The 19,907-nt window shown below is 71.9% G+C and carries 14 protein-coding genes, 1 pseudogene and 1 riboswitch; of the genes and pseudogenes, 8 read left to right on the top strand and 7 right to left on the bottom strand.

Going from position 1 to position 19,907, the window contains the following annotated elements:
• Nucleotides 1-8: 8 nt before the first annotated feature.
• The gene (locus OHA86_RS04175) at nt 9-1,175 is read right to left on the bottom strand and encodes an ABC transporter substrate-binding protein (RefSeq protein WP_329172585.1); all 1,167 of its coding nucleotides are present in this window, start codon (nt 1,173-1,175) and stop codon (nt 9-11) included.
• Between the two features lie 479 nt (nt 1,176-1,654).
• Entirely contained in the window at nt 1,655-1,786 is a 132-nt protein-coding gene (locus OHA86_RS35995; RefSeq protein ID WP_443071627.1) for a putative leader peptide, read from the bottom strand.
• A 38-nt stretch (nt 1,787-1,824) separates the two neighbouring features.
• A riboswitch (SAM riboswitch) is annotated at nt 1,825-1,936 on the bottom strand.
• A gap of 164 nt (nt 1,937-2,100) precedes the next feature.
• Here OHA86_RS35995 and OHA86_RS04170 point away from each other — a divergent pair.
• Nucleotides 2,101-2,275: pseudogene (locus OHA86_RS04170) on the top strand (helix-turn-helix domain-containing protein); the annotation flags it as partial.
• A 70-nt stretch (nt 2,276-2,345) separates the two neighbouring features.
• On the opposite strand, the gene OHA86_RS04165 reads toward OHA86_RS04170, so the two are convergent.
• Nucleotides 2,346-2,858, bottom strand: coding sequence for a hypothetical protein (locus OHA86_RS04165; RefSeq protein WP_329172583.1), 513 nt, complete (start codon nt 2,856-2,858; stop codon nt 2,346-2,348).
• Nucleotides 2,859-3,153: 295 nt separating this feature from the next.
• Between OHA86_RS04165 and OHA86_RS04160 the strand changes: the two genes are divergently transcribed.
• The 5 genes from OHA86_RS04160 to OHA86_RS04140 all read left to right on the top strand — a co-directional run bounded on the left by OHA86_RS04160 (nt 3,154) and on the right by OHA86_RS04140 (nt 9,821).
• Nucleotides 3,154-3,930, top strand: a complete 777-nt coding sequence (locus OHA86_RS04160) for a DUF427 domain-containing protein (protein WP_329172582.1) — start codon at nt 3,154-3,156, stop codon at nt 3,928-3,930.
• A 118-nt stretch (nt 3,931-4,048) separates the two neighbouring features.
• Nucleotides 4,049-5,323, top strand: coding sequence for a serine hydrolase domain-containing protein (locus tag OHA86_RS04155; protein ID WP_329172581.1), 1,275 nt, complete (start codon nt 4,049-4,051; stop codon nt 5,321-5,323).
• Between the two features lie 270 nt (nt 5,324-5,593).
• On the top strand, nt 5,594-5,974 hold the full coding sequence (locus OHA86_RS04150; protein WP_329172580.1) for an SH3 domain-containing protein: 381 nt from the start codon (nt 5,594-5,596) through the stop codon (nt 5,972-5,974).
• A 287-nt stretch (nt 5,975-6,261) separates the two neighbouring features.
• Nucleotides 6,262-6,738, top strand: a complete 477-nt coding sequence (locus OHA86_RS04145) for a hypothetical protein (protein WP_329172578.1) — start codon at nt 6,262-6,264, stop codon at nt 6,736-6,738.
• Between the two features lie 83 nt (nt 6,739-6,821).
• Nucleotides 6,822-9,821, top strand: a complete 3,000-nt coding sequence (locus OHA86_RS04140; protein ID WP_329172576.1) for a tetratricopeptide repeat protein — start codon at nt 6,822-6,824, stop codon at nt 9,819-9,821.
• Between the two features lie 5 nt (nt 9,822-9,826).
• On the opposite strand, the gene OHA86_RS04135 is transcribed toward OHA86_RS04140, so the two are convergent.
• Nucleotides 9,827-10,267: a hypothetical protein gene (locus OHA86_RS04135; RefSeq protein WP_329172574.1), complete on the bottom strand. Its 441-nt coding sequence runs from the start codon at nt 10,265-10,267 to the stop codon at nt 9,827-9,829.
• A 124-nt stretch (nt 10,268-10,391) separates the two neighbouring features.
• Here OHA86_RS04135 and OHA86_RS04130 point away from each other — a divergent pair, with 124 nt between their 5' ends.
• Nucleotides 10,392-11,051: a TetR/AcrR family transcriptional regulator gene (locus OHA86_RS04130; RefSeq protein WP_329172573.1), complete on the top strand. Its 660-nt coding sequence runs from the start codon at nt 10,392-10,394 to the stop codon at nt 11,049-11,051.
• Here OHA86_RS04130 and OHA86_RS04125 read toward each other — a convergent pair.
• The 3 genes from OHA86_RS04125 to OHA86_RS04115 all read right to left on the bottom strand — a co-directional run bounded on the left by OHA86_RS04125 (nt 11,032) and on the right by OHA86_RS04115 (nt 16,006).
• Nucleotides 11,032-13,209, bottom strand: coding sequence for a tetratricopeptide repeat protein (locus tag OHA86_RS04125; RefSeq protein ID WP_329172570.1), 2,178 nt, complete (start codon nt 13,207-13,209; stop codon nt 11,032-11,034). The two genes, OHA86_RS04130 and OHA86_RS04125, sit on opposite strands and share 20 nt — an antisense overlap.
• Before the next feature lie 10 nt (nt 13,210-13,219).
• The gene (locus OHA86_RS04120; RefSeq protein ID WP_329172568.1) at nt 13,220-14,446 is read right to left on the bottom strand and encodes a hypothetical protein; all 1,227 of its coding nucleotides are present in this window, start codon (nt 14,444-14,446) and stop codon (nt 13,220-13,222) included.
• 1,071 nt (nt 14,447-15,517) lie between these two features.
• Nucleotides 15,518-16,006: a hypothetical protein gene (locus tag OHA86_RS04115; protein WP_329172566.1), complete on the bottom strand. Its 489-nt coding sequence runs from the start codon at nt 16,004-16,006 to the stop codon at nt 15,518-15,520.
• Nucleotides 16,007-16,428: 422 nt separating this feature from the next.
• Between OHA86_RS04115 and OHA86_RS04110 the strand changes: the two genes are divergently transcribed.
• A complete protein-coding gene (locus tag OHA86_RS04110; protein WP_329172564.1) occupies nt 16,429-19,758 on the top strand; it encodes a GH92 family glycosyl hydrolase in 3,330 nt (1,109 codons plus the stop codon).
• The last annotated feature ends 149 nt before the right edge of the window (nt 19,759-19,907 follow it).

Here is a 19,907-nt window from a genome sequence, read left to right as displayed (position 1 = left end):
GGTCTTCCTCAGAAGTTGAGACCAAGGTTGACGAAGACCTTGTCGGCGAGCGCCTTGGCGTCGGTGGTGGCGGGGAGGAAACCGGTGTGGATGAACTTGGCGATGCCGGGCTCCAGTTGCTCCTGGAGGTTCTTGGGCGACGGGTCGAAGGTGAGCGTCTGGAGCACCGGCAGGATGTTCGCCGCCGTGTCCGGCACGTGGTGCTTGGCGGACTCGATCTCGGCCGTGGCCTGGAGGTTCGCCCCCGCCCAACGCGAGCCCCGCGCCCACGCGTTCACGAGCCTGGCGGCGGTGACCGGGTCCTGGCTGACGAAGGTCCCGTTCAGGGCGACCGCGCAGCAGGGATAGGCGGAGTTGCGGCTGATGCTGCGGTTGTCCGAGAGTTCCCTGGCCCAGCCCGCCTTGACCCCCTCGATGATCGGCAGGAAGCCGCCCGCGGTCGCGATGGCGTCGACCTTCCTGTCCTGGAGGGCCTTCGGCAGCAGGTCCTGCTCGATGACCACCCAGGTGACCTGCTTGGCCGCCGGGCTGGAGTTGATGCCGGCGTCGAGCAGGTCCAGGGAGAAGAAGTTGGTCGCCGAGCCCTGGAGGCTGCTCACCCCGATCTTCTTGCCCCGCAGCGAGGCCACGGTCGGCACCGAGCCGTCGTTGCGGGCGTAGAGGTCGAGGCAGCCGTGGTGCAGCCCGCCGGACAGCTTGACGGGCGTGCCGTTGTAGATCGGGCCGAGGAAGTTGAAGAAGATCCCGTTGGTCGCGATGTACTTGCCGGAGCCGACGGCCGCGGTGGCGTCCTCGTCGGTGCCGGTCTTCTTCAGGACGACGTTCAGCCCGGCGTCCCGGAAGAAGCCGTTCTCGTACGCGACGACCAGCGGGGCGTCGCACACGCCGCTGGGGGCGGTCACGGTCAGCTTCCTGTCGGCCCACGACTTGGTGACGGTCAGGCCGTCGGCTTTGCTGCTGTCCTTCTTGTCGCTCCTGATGAAGGCCCAGCTGCCCAGGCCCGCGGCTGCCGCGACACCCACGCCGACGGCGCCGAGGGTGAGCGCACGGCGCCGGGAGACGCCCTCGGCGGCGTCGAGGTCGACGTTCGCGTCGACGAGGCCGGGCTGCGAGGGGTCGGGCGTCGCACCGCCGGGCTGCGGCGTGTGCGGCGTCTGCGGGTTGTCATCACTCATGGTTCGGGCGTCCTGTTCCGCTTTTGGGCGTGTGGGATTGTGGGCAGGCCTCAGCCACTGGGGAATGCGTCGGTGAAATGCTCGCGCGACCGGTTTTCCGGTCGGCGAGAAATGTCCCGTAGCCAGGTGGACGCCATCGGCCACATGTGCGTTCGGGGTGCAAAGAATCGAGACGGCGAATTGCACGCGGAAGGCGTGCGGGGGCGTACGGGAGGTGTGCGGAATACGGCTGGGCACGCCTGGGCGCACTGTGACGCGCGGGGCACAGGATTCCGGAATGGGCGACGGAGCGATATGCCGGGCCGACGCCGAGGTCACGCGCCGGCTGTCTCCCGCACGTGCCGCACCTGCCGCACCTGCCGAGCGTGCTGCACGTACCGAGCGTGCCGCACGTACCGCGCCTGCCGCGCCGAAGCCGAAGCCGCTGTCAGGCCCGGTCCGGCGACGGCAGGCCCCTCACCAGGGGGGACGGCACGTCGTCAGCAGCTGGTGGGCAGTCCCGGACAGAGTGCGGCGGCGACGCGCTGCAGGTCGATATGGCGACGGCTGCTGCTGCGGAAGGCCTGCAAGGCGCTGCCACGTCCGGGCCGCGACGTCCGCCGCTCACCCATCGCCGCACCTCCACTTGGCGGCGAGCGTCTGCTCGCCGGTCTCGCGCTTGCCGGGCCCCTGCGGCACGGCCGGGTGTTCACCTGGAGCACCCCGCCGCGGAGGAGGGTTGCCGGTCAGCAGGCCAGGGCCGAACGCTGACACTCATCACCTGTCGGCAGGAACATAACCCCTGAACAGTCGGCGAGGCAAGGGTTCGCGGACTAATTGCCCACGCCATTGCCCCGGTCATTGCCTATGCCATCGCTCCGGCGAACGGCGCGGGCCGGGAAGGCGTCATGGCCTGATCGCTTTTCCGGGGTGCGGAGCGGAAGGGCAATGGCTCCACCGCGCCCGTGTCCGCCAGGCCCAGCACCTCCTGGAGACCACCGGGCACTCCGTCGAGCGCATCGGCGCCCAGGTCGGCTTCGGCTCACCCACCGCCTTCCGCGACCGCTTCAAGCGCACCACCGGCGTCAGCCCCCCACACCTACCGCCGTACTTTCGGCTGACCCGCTCCCGGAGCCGGAAGGAGCGGGCCGCCGCCTGTGCGCGCGTCACCGCCGCAGGCCCCGCGCCGGGTCAGTACGGGTTGTTGCCCACGTACTTCTGGCTCACGGTGGTGTAGCCGGTGGAGGTGTAGGTGTCGCCGTAGAGGACGAACTCGACGTTGGAGAAGTTGGCGTACGTGTCCTCGCCGGTGACCGTGTTGGTGTCGCCGTAGCAGGGCGCGGTCGGCGTGACCGTCGAGGTGCCGGGCAGCGTGATGTACTCCAGGTCGGTCTGCTGCCAGGTCGAGCCGACCCAGCCGGCGTTCACCGCGACCTGGAGGTCCGGCGTGGTGTAGCCGGACTGGCGGCACACGGTCAGGGAGTAGCGGAACGAGTTGCCGCCGTCGTCCAACTGCACCCAGCCGTCGGCCCGGCCGAGCTGGGACGTGCTGCCGGTGGAGGAGCGGTAGGTGACCTGGATCGACAGGTTGTACGTCGTGCCCCAGGCCGCGTGCGCCTGTGTCGGTGCCACCAGGGCCGCGCCCGATACCGCGGCGGCCGTGGCCAGTAAGCCCGCGACACGCCGTCTGATGGGTGTCTTCATCGACGTACCTCCGAGTTCGTGGTCCGATGAGGGGTCCTGAGAGTAATGGGCACGTAGCAGTGCGTCCATCAGTCGCTGCGCATTGGCCGGAAAGCCGTGTCCGGGGTGACCGACGGGCTGTGGGGAACCCGCCCCGGAGCAGGGCCGACGGCGTGTGGTGAGAACACGTCAGCGGCGGAACACCCATGGACATTCCGCCGGAAAAGGTGTGATCCCGAATCCCGGCGGGCGTATCGTTTCGACCGGCCGGACGTCGCGGGGGCGCAAGGAGAACGAGTGGACCGAGGTGCTGGCGATGGCGGACGAGAGTGTGCGGTACCCGGGCGCGATCGTGCCGGCCGGGCATGTCGAGCCGGTGCCCCGGCGTATCCGGGGGACGGTCGGCGGGCGCGTCGTCTTCGACACCCGGCGCGCGTTGTACGTGTGGGAGTGGCCCCCCTACCCCCAGTTCAGCATCCCGGTCGGGGACCTGGCCGACGGCGTGCTCATCGACGAGGGCCACACCGACATGCGCGGCGCCGGACCCGCGCGGCGCCACAGCCTCAAGGTCGGATCCGATGTCCGTGAGGGCGCGGCATGGGTGTGGGAGGACGCCGCCCCGGAGCCGCTGCACGGCACCGTCCGGTTCGAGTGGGAGGCGCTGGACTCCTGGTACGAGGAGGACGAGCAGGTCTTCGTCCACCCGAGGAGCCCGTATTCGCGGGTGGACGCGCTGCGTTCGTCCAGCAGCGTCCGCGTGGAGGTGGACGGGACCGTCCTGGCGGACGCCCCGTACTGCGTCAAGGTGTTCGAGACCGGTCTGCCGACCCGCTACTACCTCGACCGCACGCATGTCGACTGGACCCGGCTGCGCCGCTCCGACACGGTGACCCGCTGCCCGTACAAGGGGACGACCAGCGGCTACTGGTCGTTCGACAGCGCCGCCGCCACCCACGAGGACATCGCCTGGGGGTACGACTTCCCGACGGCCGCCATCGACCGCGTCGCCGGCATGGTCGCGTTCTACAACGAGCACGTCGGCCTGTACGTCGACGGGACGCCGCTGCCGCGCCCCTCGCGCCCGGCCGCGTAGACGGCGGGCCTTTGCCGGCCCGGGGCAACCCGGCGGGCGCGTCGGGAGGTTGAAGGAGTAGCGGTTCACGGCTGTCACGGCCAGACCGCCCGTATCGGCACTGCACTGGAGTCCCGCCTTGACCTACCGTTCCCCCGCCACCAAGCGCCGCACCCTTGTCGCCGCGGCCGCCCTCGCGGCTGCGGCCGTCGCTCTGCCCGCCGCGGGCACGGCGAGCGCCGCCCCCGCGGCAGCCGCCCCGGCCCCTGACTACGCGGGACTGCGGCAGGCGCTGAACAGCGTGGTCGCCGCGGGCGCGCCCGGCGCCTACGCCCTCGTCAGCGACCGCGACGGCCACAGCGGCACGGTCGGCGTGGGCACCGGCGACCTCGCGACCGGGGCGCCGATCGACCCGAAGGGACAGTTCAGGATCGGCAGCATCACCAAGAACTTCACCGCCGTGCTCGCGCTGCAACTCGTCGCGCAGCACCGGGTCGAACTCGACGCCCCCGCCGCCGGCCAACTGCCCGCCGGTGTGCTGCCGGCCGGCTCCCCGATCACCGTGCGGGACCTGCTCAACCACACCAGCGGGCTGTACGACTACAGCAACGACCTGCCCGGCATCCTCGTGGGCGACACGGTGACCGGCTACCAGCAGTTCCGGTACAAGACGTACGCCCCGGGCGACCTGGTGGCGGGCGCGCTCTCCCACGGCCCGCAATTCACCCCGGGCAGCAAGTACCAGTATTCCAACACCAACTTCGTGGTGCTGGGCATGCTCGTCGAGCACATCACGGGCAAGCCCTTCGCGACGGTCCTCAACGAGCGGATCCTGCGCCCGCTCGGGATGCACGACACCCGTTTCGTCGTCCCCCGCACGGACATCGGCGGCCGGCACGCCATCGGCTACCTCACCCAGGACGACCGCTCCAAGCCGCTGTTCGACGCGACGGCGCAGACCGCGTCCTGGATCTGGAGCGCGGGTGCGGCCATCTCCAGCACCGCGGACCTCAACACGTACTGGCGGGCACTGACCGCGGGCGCGCTGCTGCCGGAGGAGCAACTCGCCGAGATGGAGGCCGTGGTCCCGGTGGACGCCACCGGCACGTCTTCCTACGGCCTCGGCATGCGCGCGTACACCCTGTCCTGCGGCACGCGGGTTTACGGCCACGACGGCATCCTGGAGGGCTACCAGAGCTACTCGTACACCACGAAGGACGGGTCCCGGCAGGTGACGATCGCGGCGAACGCCTCCAACAACGGCGATGTCTTCGCCGCCGAACGAACCGCCCTCGACCCGGTGTTCTGCGGCGCCCCGTCCTCCCCGGCCGCCAAGCGCCGGGCGGCGGCGGGCGCCGGCCGCGTCGCCGCGGAGGAGACCGTCGGCGTCTCCCCGGAGGCCCTCCGCAAGTAGCCCTGCTCAGACGGTCTTTCGGGGGTGTACGTCCCCCGGCGGCCCATGTCCGGGCGTGCCGCGCGGTGTTCGCCCCGTCGCGGTCGCCCGCGGGGAGCGCGGAGCCGGGTTGCATGCCGCCAAACGGGTTGCTTCGTGTGGGCCGTTGGAGGGGTTTCCCGGACGGGGAGGCCGGTGCGCGGCCGGCCCGGGTGGACGCTCGGGGAGCGGGACAGCCCCGTTCCGCGACCCACCGGTTGTCGTCCGGTGGGATCGACCAGGAAGGCAGTCATGCAACCGTTCTTCACGTCGAAGGTGATGACCACCGTCGCGCTGACCGCAGGGGCGGCCGCACTCAGCATGCTGGGATCCGCCCCGGCGGGCGCCAGCACCGCGAGCCCCGTGCCCGCGCCCGCGTCCGTGTCCTCCGTGCGGGCCGCCGCGTACGTCGAAGGCAGGGTCGTCTCGAACCTGCCCCTGACCATCCGCAGCGAGGCCACCACCAATTCCGCGGCCCTGGGCAGCTTCCCGCCGGGCACCATCATCCGCATCAAGTGCAAGGTCAACGGACAGGTCGTCGACGGCAACCCGCGCTGGTACAAGCTGTACGACCGTGCCGGGTGGGTGGCCGCCCGCTACGTCGTCAACCTGGGCGACGTGCCCTGGTGCTGACCCTCTGACCAGCGGATCACTCCTCGCCGGCCGCACGTGATCCGACGCGTCGGCCGGCGAGGCGGCAAGGAAGGGCCGGAGCCTGTCCTCACGGGGTGGGGGCGGGCTCCCGGCGTCCGGGCACCGGGCGGGTACGCGCCGGGCCGGCGGATCGCCCGCAAGTCCCTACGGGTCCCCGTCCGGCCGCCGACGGCGGGAGCGGGCGAAGCGATCGGCTGCGAGTGCGCGGGTGGGGGCGATACGGTCGGAACTCCGCTGTGGGGCCGAGGACTTGGGGGAGCCGACACATGATGGGTGCGGAGATCGCCGTCGGATATCTGTGCGCGTATCTGGTGCGCAAGGCACGACGGGCCGGTGACGCGGCGGACGCCGAAGTCGACCGGACGGTGGACGCCGGGATGGCGAGGGTCCACGATCTGGTGACCCGGGCGCTGGGGGAGGACCCGGCGCTGGACCAGGCGCGGTCCGAGGCGGCCTCGGAGCAGGCGGAGGTCTCGGAGGGCACCCGGCGGTGGGTGACGCACGCGCTGACCGGAGCCGCGCAGGGGGACGCGGCGCTGGCGCAGGCCCTGGCGGACGCCGTCAAGGAAGTGCAGGCCGCCACCGCCGCTTCCACCGGGCCGGGTTCGGTGACCGCCCAGGGCGAGGGCATCGCCGTCGGGGGCGACGTGAGTGTGAAGGCCGAGGCCGGAGGGGTCGCCGCGCTGCGGATGCGGGACGTCTCGCTGGGAAACCCTCAGGCGCCGGGCCCGCAGCACACCTGAGCGCGCCCGGCGACTCCTCCTCCGCCCACTCCGCCCTCGACGTCGGCGCGTGGGGCGCCCGACTGCTCGCCGGCGTCGGCGGTGTGGCGGTGCACACCGTGGCCGGCGGATTCCATCAGCACCACCACGGCGCACCCGCGTCCGGCGTCGCGGCCCTGCGACGCTGGCAGCCGGTCGCCGACTGCGATCCGCTCGCCCTCGGTGTGCACCGGGCCCGCCCGGGCGGGGCGGACGCGGGCGCCGACGCGCTCGCGAGCCCAACCCCGGCCAGCGGCAACGGTGTTGCCGGCCTGCTGCCGCCGTACGTTCCCCGGGACGTGGACGAGCAGGTGCGCCACGCGCTGCGAGCGGTGTCCGTCCGCGGCGGCATGGTGCTGCTCACCGGTGACTCGACCTCGGGCAAGAGCCGTACCGCCCTGGAGGCGGTACGCGCGGTGCTGCCCGGCCATCTGCTGCTCGCCCCGCCGCGCGGCGCCGACCTGCGGCCGCTCCACCCGGCGGAAGGCGGCCCGGGCTACGGCCGGCACGTGCTGTGGCTGGACGACCTGGAGGGCCATCTCGGGCCCGACGGGCTGGAGCCCGCGCTGCTCTCCGCGCTCACCGCGGCCCGGCTCGTGGTCGTGGCGACGCTCCGGGACGAGCGCTTCGACACGCTCCGGGCCACCGTGGAGCGGACGTCCGGCACGTCGGTACCTGACCACGTGCCCTCGGACGCGGGCATCCGGGTGCTGGACATGGTGCAGCCGATCGTCGTGCCCCGGGCATGGAGCGCGGCGGAGCTGGAACGGGTGACCGCGGTCCCCGACGAGCGCCTGGCGGAGGCACACCTGCGGCACGGGCCGCACGGGATCGCCGAATACCTGGCCGCCGGGCCCGAGTTGCTGGAGGAGTGGCTCAGGGCGGTGCGGCCCGCGCCGCGCGGCGGCCATCCGCGCGGCGCCGCCCTCGTCGCGGCCGCCGTGGACCTGGCCCGTATCGGCCTGACCGGTGACGTGCCCGAGCGGCTGCTGCGCGCGGTGCACCCGCACCACCTCGACGCCCTCGGCGGCGCGGTCCTGCGCCCCGAGCCGTACGAGGACGCGCTCGACTGGGCGGCGCGGGTCCGCTACGGCGTCGCCAGCCTGCTCATGCCCGGCAGCGAGGAAGGGACATGGCGGCCCTTCGACTACCTCGTGGACGCCGTGGCCCGCGTCGCTGACGCCCGCCCCGTACCGGACGCCGTCTGGCTCACCGCGCTGGAGAGCGGTGACGACAGGACCCGGCCGCTGATCGCGCTGGCCGCGTCGTGGGCGAGCAGATGGGCGATCGCCGAAACGGCGTGGCGCCCGCTGGCCGAGAGCGGCGACCACGACGCGATCGTCAACTTCACCTCCGCCGGATTCATGCAGCGTCTGGACCCCGAGGAGATCGAGCCGCTGCTGCGGCCCGTGGCCGAGGCGGGCCACCTCATCGCCCAGCTCAACCTCGGCGCGGTCCGCGACCTGCGGAACGACCCCGAGGAGGCCGGGCGCTGGTACGAGGCCGCCGCGACGGCGGGGCTGGCGCCCGCGGCAGCCAATCTCGCGATGCTGCTGCGCAGGAAAGGCGAGGACGAGCGGGCCGAGACCTGGCTCGTCAGGGCGGCAGAGGGCGGCCACGCCGGGGCGTTCCGGGCGCTGGGCTCCCTCGCGTACAAGCGCGGCGACCTGGTGGCGGCCGAGGAGTGGTGGCGCAAGGGCGCGGAGGCGGGCGACGACCAGGCGGCCTACGCGTACGGCAGCCTGGTCGGCCTGCGCGACGAGGCGGAGGGCGTACGGCTGCTGCGGCCCCTCGCCGAGGGCGGTCACGACCTGGCGGCCGCGCGGCTGGCCCATGTCGCCGAGCAGAACGACGACCTGCCGGCGGCCGAGCGGTGGTGGCGGGTCGCCGCGCAGGCCGGGCACGCGGACGCCGCGAACGAGCTCGGTGTGCTGCTGAGCCGGGGCGGCGACCGTACCGAGGGCGCCCGGTGGTACGCCCGCGCCGCCGAGGCCGGCCATGAGGTGGCCATGTTCAACCTGGCCGTATGGCTGGCCGATCAGGGGGACAGCGCGGAAGCCGCGGCCTGGTACCAGCGCGCCGGAGCGGCGGGCCACCTTCCCGCCCTGAACAACCTCGGCCTCATGCAGCGGGCCGAGGGGGACCCGGCGGCGGCCGAGGCGACGCTCCGGCGCGGCTCCGAGGGAGGCGACCTGGTCGCCCGGCGCAATCTGATCGACCTCCTGATCAGCACCGGCCGGCCGGCGGAGGCCAGGTCCCTGCTGCTCGCGATGCTGTCCGACGAGACGGCACTGGACACCTTCGTCTTCACCGAGGCGGTCCGGCGCAGCGGCCGTCCCCAGGTCGCCGCGGCGATCCTTCGCATGGCCGCTGACAGCGGCCGCGTCGACGCCGCCCTCAACCTCGCGAACCAGCTGTTCAGGAGCGGCGACCTCGGCGAGGCCGAACGCTGGTGGCGCGTGGCCGCGCCGCTGATCCCGAGCGCGGCGAACAACCTCGGCGTCCTGCTCGCGGAGCGCGGTGAGTACGGGGAAGCGGCACGCTGGTGGCGCACGGCCGAGGAGAGCGGCTATCCGGGTGCCACCCTCCGCCTCGCCGGACTGCTGCTGCTGGACGACCGTACGCAGGAGGCCGAGGCACGGCTGCGGCAGGTGGCCGAAGCCCTGCCGGAGGCCGCCTGCCTGCTGGGCCGGCTCCTGCTCGACAAGCCCGGCGGATCGGCCGAGGGCGAGCGCTGGCTGCTGCGGGCAGGGGAGGCGGGTGACGCCGACGCGGCCTACGAGTACGCGGTGCTGCTGGCCGGACGCGATCAGCCCGAGCAGGCGGAGGCGTGGTGCCGCAGCGCCGCGCAGGCGGGCAACCCCTCGGCCGCGCGCACGCTCGGCCAGATCCTGGCGAGCCGGGGGGAGCTGGCGGAGGCGGAGACCTGGCTGGCCACGGCGGTGGAAGCCGGCATCGCGAGCGCGGAGGAGACGCTGGCGCTCGTACGGCGCGAGCTCTCCGCCGAGGGCGGAGAGCCTGCCACGGCCCACTCGCTCACCGAAGGGCCGGCTGGCGGTTCCTAGCGCCGTCAGCCGCGGGCCGACCTGCCGCGCAGCAGGAACGTGGCCGCGAGGACGCCCGCGGCGGCCGGCAGGAGCGCCAGGACGCCCCACAGCGGCGGGAAGATCCGCGCGTCGTATTCGGTGGACACCAGCAGGAGTATCGCCAGGCTCGCGGAGACCGTGATCACGACCACGGCCAGGACCGCCGCCGAAAGGCGGTGCGAGCGCGCGACCCCCAGCACGAGCAGCCACAGCAGGAAGTCGACGACGGCGACGGCGTACACGAGGCCGTAGAGCACGCTCGCGGACGGCTCCTTGCCCGACGAGGCGTAGACGTCGTCGGCGTGCTCGATGAGGCTGCGCCCGCCGGCCTGGTCGACGATCGCCGCCACCGCGAGGACGACGGACAGGACGAGCGCCACCGCCACGGCGCCATGGGCCGGGCGCCGGCCGCGTGCCGTCACCACCAGGACCCCCCGTTTTCAGACAGTGACTTTCTCATGCGAGTGACTGTACGAAAGCTGTGCGCGATGGGTCAAGAGTGAAAGGACGTCACTCGCTGAGGAGTGTGACTGTCGGTAGCCTTGCCGGATGGCATCCGGTCTGCGGGAACGATGGCGCGTCAGGGCCAGGCGCGCCATCCAGGAGCGGGCACTCGATCTGTTCGACGAACGAGGCTTCGGCGCAGTGACGATCGAGGAGATCGCCGCCGCCGCCGAGGTGTCGCCGTCGTCGGTCTACCGCTACTTCGGCACCAAGGAAGGGCTCCTTGTCGCCGACGAGTTCGACAGCATGAGCCAGGAGGTGCTGGAGGAGATCCTGGACCTGGCCGACCCCGTCGGCAGCCTGCTGCGGATCGTGCTCAGGTACGAATCACCGCCGGAGCGGACCGCCGCGCCGGCGGGGGAGCAGCCGCCCGGGCCGCCCGGACCGCGGGCCGAACCGGGCCCCTGGCGGCGGGTGCGGTACTTCTTCCAGGAGCCGTCGGTGCGGACGGCCGCGTGCGCGGCGCTGGACCGGGCGAGCCAGCGGATAGCCCCGATGATGGCGGCCGGCCGCGCCGAGATGACCGCGACCCAGGCGCGCGTGGCGGCGAACGCGCTGGTGTTCGGCTACTTCGCCGCGCTGGAGCAGTGGTATCTCGACGGCGGCGAGCGCCCGATCGCCGACTACGTCGAGGACGGCATGGCACCGCTGCGCGCGATCTGGCCGTCCGGCGCCGCGCCCGGGGTCAGCCGAGCAGAGAGCTGATCTCCTGCTCGTACGGGGAGTCGCCGAGGGCCAGATGGGCGCGGAAGTCGGCCCGGGCGTCGGACGTGCGGCCGGCCGCGGCCAGGCAGCGGGCACGGTGGTAGAGGAGTTCCGACCGGTCCGCCTCTTCCGCGTGCAGGGCGCGGCTGTAGTCGGCGGCGGCCCGGTCCCACTGTTCGAGGGCCTCGTAGACGAAGCCGCGGTTGTAGAGCAGGTCCGGGTTGTCCTGGTCCTTCTCCAGCGCGCTGGACAGGTCGTCGAGCGCGCGGTCGAACTCCTGGTGCTGATACGCCGCTATCGCCCGGTTGACGCGTGCGGCGGTCAGGCCCGGGTCGAGGACCAGCGCGCGGTCGAACGCCTCGGTGGCCTCCTGCGTCTGGCCGAGTTCCAGCAGGGCCAGGCCGTGTGCGCAGTGCAGCCGGGGCTCCTCGGCCGTCAGCGCGACACCCGCTTCCGCCACGGCCGCGGCGCCCAGCGCGTCCCCGGTGTCCAGCAGCAGCGACGCGAGGCTGATCCGGCCCTCCAGGTGGTCGGGCTCCAGGTCCAGGACGTAGCCGAAGTCGGCGGCGGCCCGCGCGAGGTCGCCGTTCCCGGCGTGGGCGAGGCCGCGGTTGTGGAACAGCTCGGGGAAGGGCGGGCCGAGCCGCGCGGCGTGGTCGTAATCGCGCAGCGCCTCGGTGTAACGGCCCAGTCGGCTGAGCACGTTCCCCCGGTCGAAGCGGTACTCCGGGTACATCGGATCGACCTCGATGACGTGGTCGAGGTCGGCGATGGCCTCCTCCAGGCGGCCGACCGCGGCCAGCACCTGGGAGCGGTTGTGGTGCAGGACCGAGCGGTGCAGGCGGTGCTGGTCCGGCGTCAACGCGCTGTCCAGCTGGGCGATGCCGTCCTCGACCAGGCGCAGCGCGGACTCGGGGCGGCGGAGGTGGGATTCCACGAGCGCCTTGCCGTTGCTCATGAAGACGGTGTGGAAGGCCCGGGAGTCGGGGTCGGGGAGCAGCTTGGCTATCTCGACGGCGGTGTTCATGAAGGCCCGGGCCCGGGCGTGGTCGCGGTGGTCCGGGTCGTAGAGCCGTGTGTAGATGATGCCGAGCGCGTAGTACATCGACATGTGGGACCAGGGGCTGTTGGTCCGGGACAGGAGGTCCCAGTAGATGGCCTCCGTGTCGCCAGGGCGGTCGAGGGCGCCGAGGCACTGTGCAACCAGCAGCCGCAGGTAGTAGTAGCTTTTCGGATCGGCCTCCGGGTCGACCCGCTCGACCAGCGGTTCCACCAGGTGCAGGGCCGCGGCGTAGTAGGCGGCGCCGATGCAGTACGCGGCGGGCTCGCTCACCGCGACGATCACGTCGGCGATGGGCAGGGTGCCGTGGCTGCGGTGCCAGGGGACGGCGCCGAGGCGGGCCGACCAGGTCTCCGCGGCGAGCAGTTCCTCGACCCGCTCGTCGTGCAGGGGCGCCCGTACGGCCGGGTCGCAGTCGCGGAAGGCGGCGATCAGCGCGGGGTCGTCCGACGTACCGTCGGAGGCCAGGTACGCCCGCACGGCGTCGAGGGAGCCGGCGCGGTCCCCGGTCAGCGGCGGGCGGGCCACCGCGGGCGCGAGCAGCTGGTGCGCGTGGCGGGCCTTCGCCTCGGCCAGCTCGGTGGGCAGCTCCGCGTCCGCGGCGCCGATCACCAGGCGTACGCGCGACGGGTCGAGGCGGCGCAGGGCGATGGCCAGGAATTCGGCGTCGGTCGGGTCGGCCTCGTGGACCGTGTCGAAGGCGAGGGTCAGCGGGCGGTCCTGGCCGTCCGGCCCGGTGAGGGCACGCAGGAGGTCGACGATGCCGTGGCTCTGCCGGCGGGAGGTGTTCGCGGGGAACCAGCGGGTGCGCTCCTCGGTGGGGACGGCGACCGTCAGCGTCTCGGCGTTCTTGCCGATGAGGCCGACCAGTTCGGGAGCGACGGCCAGGATCTCCTTCCGGTGGCCTTCGAGGACGGCGGTGTCCAGGTCGCTCATCCGCGGCAGCAGCGCGCGGAGCGCGGCGCCTGCACCGGTGTAGGGCCCGCGCAGACGGCGGTGGCAGTCCACCGTCACATCGGGGCGCTGAGCCTGGGACAGGGCGGCGCGCGCCGCACGGGTGTCACCCGTCACCCACAGATGCCCGGATCCTTCGCTCACGGCATTCTCCTTAACGTTGAGGACCGAGCTGGTCGATTCGGGCTGCGGTACCCGCGGACCGTTTGCCGCCGCGGTGGTCGCGAAATGCCATGGCCGCCACCAGAGCGGGTTCGAGCAGCACGAATATCAGGGTGAGAACGGAATCCCACCAGTGCGGATCGGTCACGCTCCAGCGGGCGATGCCGACGGCGAACCGGTGGATCAGCGTCCCGAGAGCCGGCAGCGCGAAGGTGAGCATTCCCACCATCATCGCGGCACTGCAGACGAAGACCACGGGCGCGTAAACGCGCACGACCGCCCGTTCGTGCCCGGTGAGAACCGACTGGTCCGCCATCCGCTCGGGCCGCCGGACGAACTGCCAGTAGCGGTTGCGCAGATAGGCGCGCGACAGGGCGTGCAGGTCCGGGCAGCGCAGGAGTTGGGCCAGTACGTAATAGAGGTCCGTCTCCATGAAGACCAGGAATTGCCAGGCCATCCGCAGGACGGTGAGATAGAGCGCGGCCATTGCCGCGTGCCCGGCTGCCGCCGCGGCGCTGCCGTGTCCGTGGCACGCCCAGGCGACACCGAGGAGCGCGCTTCCGAAGAGCGCGTCGGCCAGAAGACCGGCGCAGAACGGCAGGATGCGTTTGGAGCGCGGAACTCCCATGAGGCCGGTCAGAGTTGTCTGGAACACCAGGAAGTACAGCCGCCGCCCTATGGTCACGCTGGCGGGGACGCCGAGCCGGCGCGCCGCCAGGACGTGAAAGGTCTCGTGCAGGGCGATACCGGCCAGTTGGGAGACGAGCACGATCAGCAGAAGGCCGAGGAGCGAGTCCCCGGCGGTGATCCGTGAAGGCCCGGGGCGCAGCCAGGGGTGCTGGACCATCGCATAGCCGCAGACGGCCATGACGAGGACGAAGAGCACTCCCGCGACCGGCGAGAAGAGCCGTCGGGCGAGCCGGCCGAAGCGCGTCACATTGCGCGGCGGCGCGACGGGCGCGGTCTCCCCGGTCTCGCGTACGAAGCCGAGGCCGCGCAGCGTCTCGACGAGATCGCCCATGTCGGGGGTCTCGCCGTACTCCTCGGCATACCAGGCGGCTGCCTCGTCCAGGGGCGCGCCGTCGAGCAGCCGCCGGACGATGTCGGCGGCATCCGCCGGAAAAACAGCGTAGGTCTCCGTGTCCGCCCGGCCGACGATGACCTCGTCGCCTTCGGTGATGAAGCTGAGCGGATGAAGTATGACGTGCGAGCTTTCCACGGAATTTTTCCCCTGGCGGTCGGCCGACTGTTCCGGACATCGTTTTCTGCCGCCGGAAGATCCGCCGTGGCGTGCACGGATGAACACCGTGCACGCCACGGCGGATTTACCCGCCCGTCATGTCGGTCACTGGGCCGGGCAGGACAGCGGCAGAGCGGATCCCTTGGCGATCAGACCGTAGGCGGAGGTGCCCGAGCTGGTCAGCCGGATAGGTCCTGTGGAACGTACCTGGAATTTCTTCATGGATATTCACCTCACTTTTCAGGAAAAGTACCCTGCGCTGAACGGTGGGTGCAGACCCAGGGCCTGGAGAAATAGTCTGCTGGGCGGCGCGGATATATTTCAAGAGTATTTCTCCCTCTGGCCGAAAGCTCACATCAGCCCACCAAGGCGTATCGGCCAGATGTCGGATCCGCTCGGGCCGGGAACGGCGAGTCGTCTACCACGTCCGCGAGGCCCTGGCGAGGGCGCCGAGAAACGGAGCATATGTGCTCCGAATGTGCGGGTGATGTGCGGGTGCGTCTTCCGTCCGCGGCGGTTTGACGTGCGCACTCGGAGCGGTGGGCGACAAAGCGGAGATCTTCGCCCTGTGGTCCTGCGCCCGCCGGCTCCTCGGGGGATCGGAAAAGGCGCACCGCCGAAAACGCACCATGTGTCCTACGTCACACGACGAAAAGAGTTTGCCCGCTTCTCCGGGCGACTGCTGTGTAAAATAATGACGATCGTTTTTCGGTCCCGTTGTGCAAAACTTCTTTCAAACGGCCCCGCCCCGGAAGGGGCGGTGTTCCTTCTTCGGGCGGGGGAAGCTCCTGGTACGGGTTTTCCGATCAGGAGGGCGTCCGGGGCCGGAGGCCGGAATACTGCTCCCGGCGGCGACGCGCGGGGTGGCCGATCTTTCGCGCATGGCTGGAAGAGTCCCGCACGCGCGGTTGCCCGTCACCGCGGAATGGATGCGGAGGGCGCCGTTCCGGCCATGATTGTCCGGCCGCGGACGGCGGCCGGAGGGTGGCGGGCGGTCAGAAACCGCCACGGGGGTCCCGGGGCGCGGGTCACGGCCGTCGGAGGTGCGGGTCACGGCCGGTCGGGGGCGTGCTGCCGACTCTCCTGCCTTTCGAACGACGCGAACAGCGAGGCCGTCCGCTCGGCCCGCTCGGCCCGCTCCTCGGCCAGGCGGACGAAGCGGGCGACCACCGCCTGCTCGTACTCGCTCAGCAGCGGCCCGGTCTGGTCCAGCGCCGCCCGGAGCGCCCCGACCTGCTGCACGGTCCGCCTGGCCTCCACCTTCTCCCGGCTGGGGACGCTGAGGTAACCGGCGTGGATCAGGCGGCGCAGGCCGGCCCTGGTCTCCTCCGGCGGCAGGTCCAACTCCCAGATGAGCCGGTCGACATCGCCGTCGTCGCCGTAGACGCTCTGCAGCCACATGCAGCGCACGTAGAGGCCGAGGTCGGCGAGCGACAGGCGTGAGTCGGTGATGTGGGCGTGGCGCACCACCAGGGCGTCCAGTTCGCGGGTGTTCGCGGTGATGGTGTCGATGGTGTCGGTCTGTCGGAGCGTGTCCATGCACGCATCCTCGCCGACCGCGGCGGCAGAACGCCGCATATATCCTCCGGAACACCAATTACCCCCCAATAGCCTAGTGTTGGCAGCCATTAAGCCCACAATGCGACGCCGTGGCCCTCGGCCGTACGGGTGCGGTAACCACCCTTGCCGTGCGGGGGATTGACATGGCCTCGGCATTGGCGTTTGACTCGTCGCTCGTGCAGGTCTGGCAACGTTGTCAACGCATCGCCGCCCCAGTCGCCTGAACCGCAGGACGCGAACGCGCGGCGCCGTTGCCGACCCGAGGACGCCATCCGTCCTCCTGGGCACACTCGTGCGCACGAACCGCGGAGGCAGTCACGATGATCTCCTTGCGTCGCCCGGACCACCCTCGCTCCACCCGCCGTTCCCGGCCGGGCCGCCGCGCCATGCGGAGGCTCGCCGTGGTGGGGTCCCTGCTGGGCCTGGCGGCCCTGCCGCTGCAATCGCTGGACAGCGCGTCGGCCGCCTCGGCGCCGTCCCCGGTCAAGGACCCGGCGTCCCTGGTCAACCCGCTGATCGGCACCTCGGGCCTGGTCAACACCTTCCCCGGCCCCGACATGCCGTTCGGCATGATGCAGTGGGGTCCCGACACCACCCCGCACCGGGCGCAGGGCGGCGGCTACGAGTACGACAGCACGAAGATCTCCGGCTTCAGCCTCACCCACGTCTCGGGGCCGGGCTGCGACGTCGCGGGCGACGTACCGATCCTGCCGGTCTCCGGAGCGCTGCCCGGCAATCTGTCGGCGGCCACGGCCGAGTTCGCGCACAGCGACGAGAAGACGGCCGTCGGCTCGTACACGGTGACCGACGCCTCCGGTGTCACCACGGAACTGACCGACACCACCCGCGCGGGCCTGGGCCGCTTCACCTTCCCCGCCGGCGCGCCCGGCAATCTGCTGCTCAAGCTGAGCGGCGGCGCCACCCAGGTGGACGGCACCCGGGTCAAGGTGGTGAACAACCACGAGGTGAGCGGCGCGGTCGACAGCGGGCACTTCTGCGGCGCGGGCAACCGCTACACGCTGCACTTCGACATCACGTTCAACCGCCCCTTCACCGCCAGCGGCACCTGGGTCGGCAGCACGGTCAACCCCGGTGCCAAGGCGCTGGCGGCGGGCCGCACCGCCGCGCCCGCGCCGAACGCGGGACAGGGCGGCGCACCGCACGAGAAGCGCTCCACCGTCCCCGCCGCGCCGTCCCCGGCCGTGCACCCGGTGGCGGGCGCTGCCCCGGCCGCCCGCGCGGGCACCTCGGGCACCTCGGGCAAGAGTGCCGCGGCGGCCCCGGTCACCGGCGCCAACGGGATGTACCTGACCTTCGACACCGCGTCCTCCACCGCGGTCACCGCGGCGGTCGGCATCTCGTACACCAGTGACGACAACGCCGCGGCCAACCTCTCCTCGGAGATCAGCGGCTGGAACCCGGACAAGCTGCGCACCGCGAACCACAACGCCTGGAACGACGTGCTCGGCCGCATCGCGGTCGGCGGCGGCAGCCACGACCAGCAGGTGCAGTTCTACACCGCGCTCTACCACGCGCTGCTGCACCCGAACGTCTTCTCCGACGACAACGGCCAGTACATGGGCATGGACAACCAGGTCCACACGCTGTCGAAGGGCCAGAAGGCGCAGTACGCCAACTACTCCGGCTGGGACACCTACCGCTCGCAGACCCAGCTGATGGCCACCGTAGCCCCGCAGCAGACCGGCGACGTCGTCACCTCGATGCTCAACGGCTACGACCAGACCGGCCTGCTGCCCAAGTGGGCCTCGAACAACGGCGAGAGCTACGTCATGGTCGGCGACCCCGGCGCCTCGATCATCGCCGACGCCTACGCCTTCGGGGTGCGCAACTTCGACTCCGCGCACGCGCTGGACGCCATGGTGCACGAGGCGACCACGCCCAACCAGGACCGCCCGGGCCAGGCGGTGCGCGACGCCAAGGGCTACCTGCCGCTGGACGAGACCGACTACAGCTGCTGCAACTTCTACGGCCCGGTGTCCACCCAGCTGGAGTACGACAGCGCCGACTACGCGCTGGCCTCGTTCGCCAAGTCGCTGGGGAAGACCGCGGACTACACCAGGTTCGCCACCCGCGCCCAGGACTGGATGAACGTCTTCAACCCGCAGACCGGCTACATGCAGGGCCGCAACAAGGACGGCAGCTTCGCCGGCGGCTTCACCCCCGCCACCTCCAACGGCTTCGTCGAGGGCACCTCGGCGCAGTACACGCCGATGGTCCCCTTCGACCTCAAGCAGCTCATCACCGCCCGCGGCGGCCCGGCGGCCTACGCCTCGTACCTCGACAGCCTGCTGGACAGCATCACCGAGCCCGGCGGCACCGACGCCGACCTCTCCAACGAGCCGAGCCTGGAGATCCCCTGGGAGTACGACTACCTCGGGCAGCCGTGGAAGACCCAGGCCGCGGTGCGGCAGGCGCAGACCGGTCTGTACTTCAACGCCCCGGTCGGCTCCTTCGGCAACGACGACCTCGGCGCGATGAGCTCCTGGTACGTCTGGTCGTCGCTGGGCATGTACCCGGAGACGCCCGGCACGGACACCCTGGCGCTGGGCAGCCCGGCGTTCCCGATCGCCAAGGTCACCTTCGGCAACGGCAAGCAGGTCACGCTCAACGCCCCGCAGGCCGCGCCCGACGCGCCCTACGTGCAGTCGCTCGACGTCAAGGGCAAGGCGTGGAATGCCGCCTGGCTGACGTTCGGCCAGTTCCGCTCGGCCAGGACGCTGGACTTCGCGCTCGGGGCGCAGCCGAACACCTCGTGGGCGACCGGTCCTGACGCGGCGCCGCCGTCGGACACCACCGGCGGCCAGCGGGTGCTGGCCGCGACCGGCCCGACCAGCGACGGGCTCGTCATCGCCCCCGGTGCGAGCGGTGACGCCACGCTGCGGCTGACCAACCTCGGGGCGAAGGCCGTCACCGCGGACTGGACGGCCACCGCGGACCCGGGGGTGAGCCTCGGCGCCACGTCCGGCTCGCTGACCGTGCCCGCCTCGGGCACCGCGCAGGCGCAGGTCCCGGTCACCGCGGGCGGCACGGAGGGCGCCTACTCCGTCTCCTTCGCGCTCACCGACCACACCAGCGGCGCCGACCTGGCCGGCGCCACCTTGCGGGTGGCCGTCGCGCAGCCCGGCGCGCTGTGGCCGTACGAGTCGAACGAGGGCGTCTACGCCGACGACACCCGCTTCACCGGCGGCTTCGACGACGGCGGCTGGGCGTACTCGCAGAACGCCCTGGCCGCGGCGGGGGTCGCCGGCGGCGGCAAGCTCACCGCGGACGGGATCACCTACACCTGGCCGACCACCGCCCCGGGGCGGCCGGACAACCTCGAAGTCGGCGGGCAGACCATCCCGCAGCCGGCCGGCTCCTCCGGTGCCTGGCTCGGCCTGCTCGGCGCCGCCACCAACGCGCCGACCGACGGCAGCGGCGTCCCCGGCGACCTGACCGTCACCTACACCGACGGCAGCACCGCCAAGGCGACCGTGGTCTTCGCCGACTGGACCCTCAACGGCAATGCCAGCAAGCCCCTTCCGGGCAACACCACGGTGGCGGCCTCGGCCTACCGCAACACCGCGGACGGCGGCCGGGACAACGTCAAGGCGTACGTCTTCTCGGTGAAGGTGCCGCTGGACCCGGCCAAGACGGTGGCCTCGGTGACGCTGCCGGTGACCGGGGCCTCGGGCACGGTCCACCTGTTCGCCCTCGGCTACGGGAGCTGAGTCCGCGCCGTACCGCCCCGGGCCCAGCGCCGAGTTGGGCCCGGGGCGGTACGACTTCCCCCCGCCGGGCAGGAGTTCAGGCGCAATCGGAACACCGAGGCGACCTGTACATGACAATTCTGCGGTCATAGGATGGCCCCGCCCTCACG

It is taken from the genome of Streptomyces sp. NBC_01477 (assembly GCF_036227245.1).
In the GTDB taxonomy this organism is placed as follows: domain Bacteria; phylum Actinomycetota; class Actinomycetes; order Streptomycetales; family Streptomycetaceae; genus Actinacidiphila.
Note: the sequence above shows the minus strand (reverse complement) of the source record. Positions and strands in the feature narration are given on the sequence as shown.

Excerpts from the sequence above, each read along its gene's own strand:
- OHA86_RS04175 (WP_329172585.1), bottom strand. The coding sequence starts at position 1,175 with ATGAGTGATGACAACCCGCAGACGCCGCACACGCCGCAGCCCGGCGGT.
- OHA86_RS04150 (WP_329172580.1), top strand. The coding sequence starts at position 5,594 with ATGCAACCGTTCTTCACGTCGAAGGTGATGACCACCGTCGCGCTGACC.
- OHA86_RS04160 (WP_329172582.1), top strand. The coding sequence starts at position 3,154 with ATGGCGGACGAGAGTGTGCGGTACCCGGGCGCGATCGTGCCGGCCGGG.
- OHA86_RS04145 (WP_329172578.1), top strand. The coding sequence starts at position 6,262 with ATGATGGGTGCGGAGATCGCCGTCGGATATCTGTGCGCGTATCTGGTG.
- OHA86_RS35995 (WP_443071627.1), bottom strand. The coding sequence starts at position 1,786 with ATGGGTGAGCGGCGGACGTCGCGGCCCGGACGTGGCAGCGCCTTGCAG.
- OHA86_RS04130 (WP_329172573.1), top strand. The coding sequence starts at position 10,392 with ATGGCATCCGGTCTGCGGGAACGATGGCGCGTCAGGGCCAGGCGCGCC.
- OHA86_RS04115 (WP_329172566.1), bottom strand. The coding sequence starts at position 16,006 with ATGGACACGCTCCGACAGACCGACACCATCGACACCATCACCGCGAAC.
- OHA86_RS04165 (WP_329172583.1), bottom strand. The coding sequence starts at position 2,858 with ATGAAGACACCCATCAGACGGCGTGTCGCGGGCTTACTGGCCACGGCC.